This window comes from Noviherbaspirillum sp. (assembly GCF_036846085.1).
Taxonomy (GTDB): domain Bacteria; phylum Pseudomonadota; class Gammaproteobacteria; order Burkholderiales; family Burkholderiaceae_D; genus Noviherbaspirillum.
The window spans coordinates 8,763-12,152 of record NZ_DAIUCO010000153.1 but is presented as its reverse complement, the minus strand read 5'-3'; the positions used below and the strand labels follow the sequence as shown (position 1 = coordinate 12,152).

Sequence of the window (3,390 nt, the reverse complement as noted above, 5' to 3'; positions counted from 1 at the left end):
ATATGCAACAGCTATATCCCGACCCGGTATCCCGGCACCGTCCCGGACGCACGGGACGACCTGAAACTGGCAAGGCTTACCGAGTGGCTGCCATGGTCCGGCAGCCTGCAACAGGGCGCCGGCCAACGGATGCTGGCCAGCGACCGGGACGACTATGCACTGCTCGATTGCCGGGACATCCGCTTTGTCGATTCACCAGCGGCGCTGCCGGCATGACCGAGACTCTTTTTTCGCGCGACCGGTTGCTGCCTGCGCTGCTCGACCGCCTGATCGACGACGCGCCGCACAGCAAGACGGAAGCGCTCGAGCAAAAAATCATTTCGCGCAATCGCTTGCGCGACATCGTGCTGCGCGACCTGACATGGCTATTCAATGCCACCGGCGCTCTGCAAGATGCACACGAAGCACGTCACGCCCATGCACGGCGTTCGGTGCTCAATTTCGGCATGCCCTGCCTGTCGGGCAAGCTGGTATCGCACGTTGAGCTGTTCGAGATGGAACAGTCTCTGCGCCAAGCAATTCTTGACTTCGAGCCGCGTATCCTGCCGCAGACCCTGAGCGTGACAGGCAGATTGCCCGCCGACGAACTTAGCCACCACAATATTTTGCAGTTCGATATTTCTGGCCAACTGTGGGCGCAGCCGTATCCACTGGAATTATTGCTAAAAACCGACGTCGACCTTGAGACTGGCATGGTGAAAGTGCAGGACGGCAAGGTCAGCGCGGCGGTGGTACGTACGGCGGGGGCGAGATAGCATGCACCCGCGCCTTCTCGACTATTACAACCGTGAGCTTGCTCACCTGCGCGACATGGGCGCGGAATTCGCACACGAGTTTCCCAAGGTCGCCGGCCGCCTCGGCATGGAAGGGCTGGAAGTTTCGGACCCATATGTCGAGCGGCTCATGGAAGGATTTGCCTTCGTTGCCGCCCGCGTGCAACTGAAGCTCGATGCGGAATTTCCTCGCTTCACGCAGCATTTGCTGGAAATGGTGTATCCCCATTTCCTGGCGCCGACGCCATCGTTTGGCATCGTCGCCATGAAGCCCAACTTTTCCGATAACGCACTGGCGGCAGGCGTTACGGTGCCGCGCGGCAGCAGCATGCGCAGCGTCGTACCCCGTGGCCAGCAAACCGCGTGCGAATTCCGCAGCGTGCAACCGGTAACACTCTATCCGGTCGAGCTGACGCAGGCGAGCTACTTCGCCCATGCAGCCGACCTGCCGCTTGCCGCCGCACGTACGCCGCTGCCGGTGCGATCGGGCTTGCGCCTGCGCCTGCAATGCCACGGCGGCCTGCATTTTGATCGTATCGACTGCGATGCATTGAACGTCCATATCAACGCCGCCGATGACCTTGCCGTACCGCTGTATGAAATGATCTTTGCCCAGTGCATCGGCGTGATGGTCGTGCAAGAAGGCAGGCTGATCGGCACGCTGGACCGCGACCATGTCGAGGGAATGGGCTTTGACGACGACGAGGCGCTGCTGCCTTTCGGCAAGCGTTCGTTCCAGGGGTATCGCCTGTTGCAAGAATATTTTGCGTTTCCACAGCGCTTCCTGTTTTTCAACCTGCGTGGCCTCGCGCCGTTGCTGCGCAAAGCGGCTGGCGACCAGATCGAACTCGTGCTGCTGTTCGGCCGCCATGAAGCGCGTCTCGACGGCGCGCTGGAAGCGGCGCACTTCAACCTGTACGCCACGCCCGTGGCCAATCTTTTTGAACGGCGAGCCGACCGCGTGGCGGTCGGTGAAGGCGAATTCGAGCATCACCTGGTGATTGACCGCACGCGTCCGCTGGACTATGAAATATTCTCCGTATCGCGCCTGCGCGGCTTCGGCACGGGCGATGCCGCCGAGATGGAGTTCAAGCCTTTCTACGCGAGCATGGACAATGCCGGGTCGCCGCATCATGCGTACTACACGTTGCGGCGCGAACCGCGCCGCAGTTCGTCACGCCAGCAGCAGGCCGGCGCGCGCAGCAGTTATGTCGGCACGGAAATTTTCGTTGGACTGGTCGATACCCACGAAGCGCCCTATCCCGACACCATACGGCAGCTGGGCGCAGACGTCTGGGCGACCAACCGCGACCTGCCGCTGCTTCTGCCGGTGGCCGCGCAAAATCCGCTGTTGCTGGATGCCTCGGCGCCGGTGTCGCGCATCACCATGGTGCACGGGCCCACGCGGCCGCGTTCGGCGGTGCCGGAGGGTGACTATGCGTGGCGGCTGGTGCACCACCTGTCGCTGAATTACCTGAGCCTGATAGACCGCCCGGGTAGCGAGGATGGCGCCGCCACCCTGCGCGGCTTGCTGGAACTGTATTCGGCCCCCGCCAATCCAGGCATGCAGAAGCAGATCGACGCGCTGCAGGCGGTGACGTCCCGGACGACCATCCGGCGCCTGCCGATTCCCGGTCCGATCGCCTTTGGCAGGGGTATCGAAATCGACCTGCGTATCGACGAAAGCCGCCTGCCGGGCAGCGGCGGATTTCTGCTGGGCACAATCCTCGACCGGTTTTTTGCCCAGCATGTGTCGATCAATGCCTTTACCCAGACCCGACTCCTGTCCGACTCACGCGCAGAGGTGTATCGATGGCCGCCACGGATCGGGCGCAAGACGCTGGCATAGCATTCCATGACCGGCTTGCGGCCCAACCGCACGGGTTTGATTTCTACCAGGCGCTGCGCCGCCTCGAAGCGTTGCATCGCGCAATGCCGCGTATCGGCGACGCGCTGCGGCCGGCCGATGAACCGGTGCGGCTGGCGCAGGAGCCGGCGCTGACCTTTGCGCCCGCCAACCTGAGCGCCTTCGAACAACGCACGCACGGACCGCCCCGGCTGGTCTCGCGCTTTCTCGGCCTGTTCGGCCCGCAGGGCGCCCTGCCCACGCATCTGACGGAACTGGCACGGGAACGCCAACGCTCCTATGCCGATCCGACGCTGGCGCGCTTTGCTGATGTATTCCATCATCGCCTGCTGTCCTGCTTTTACAAGGCCTGGAGGCAGGCGCAGCCGGCGGCCAGCCACGACCGCCCCGAAAGCGATCGCTTTAGCGCCTACCTGGACGCGACCTTCGGCGGCGGTCGGCACGCCGATGTGCTTTCGCCACATGCCAAGCGCTTCTTCGCCGGCCACTTGTCGCGCGCCATCCGTCACGGCGGCGCACTGGAAGCAATATTGAGCTGCGAATTCTGCGTGCCGATAGCCCTGCAATATTTTTATCCGCAATGGATGCCACTGCCGCCGGACCAGTGCTCGGCATTGGGAGGCACGGGCAACAACGCCATCGGCCGCAGCCTCGTGGTCGGCAAGCGGGTCTGGGATGCGCAGCATCATTTCAGGCTGGAAATCGGACCGCTGACACGGGCGCAGTATGAAGCGCTGCTTCCCGGCACCG

General features: G+C 63.1%; 4 protein-coding genes. All 4 read left to right on the top strand.

All coding sequences use genetic code 11. The features are described 5' to 3' along the window. On the top strand, positions 1–216 hold a 216-nt coding region (locus tag V7080_RS16885), incomplete at its 5' end, for a type VI secretion system accessory protein TagJ (protein ID WP_334189561.1). Continuing rightward, positions 213–755, top strand: a complete 543-nt coding sequence (gene tssE, locus V7080_RS16880; protein WP_334189560.1) for a type VI secretion system baseplate subunit TssE — start codon at positions 213–215, stop codon at positions 753–755. The genes V7080_RS16885 and tssE, both read left to right, overlap by 4 nt. 1 nt (position 756) lies before the next feature. After that, positions 757–2,622, top strand: a complete 1,866-nt coding sequence (gene tssF, locus V7080_RS16875) for a type VI secretion system baseplate subunit TssF (protein WP_334189559.1) — start codon at positions 757–759, stop codon at positions 2,620–2,622. Further along, the coding region (gene tssG, locus V7080_RS16870; protein ID WP_334189558.1) for a type VI secretion system baseplate subunit TssG at positions 2,586–3,390 on the top strand (805 nt) is incomplete at its 3' end. The genes tssF and tssG, both read left to right, overlap by 37 nt.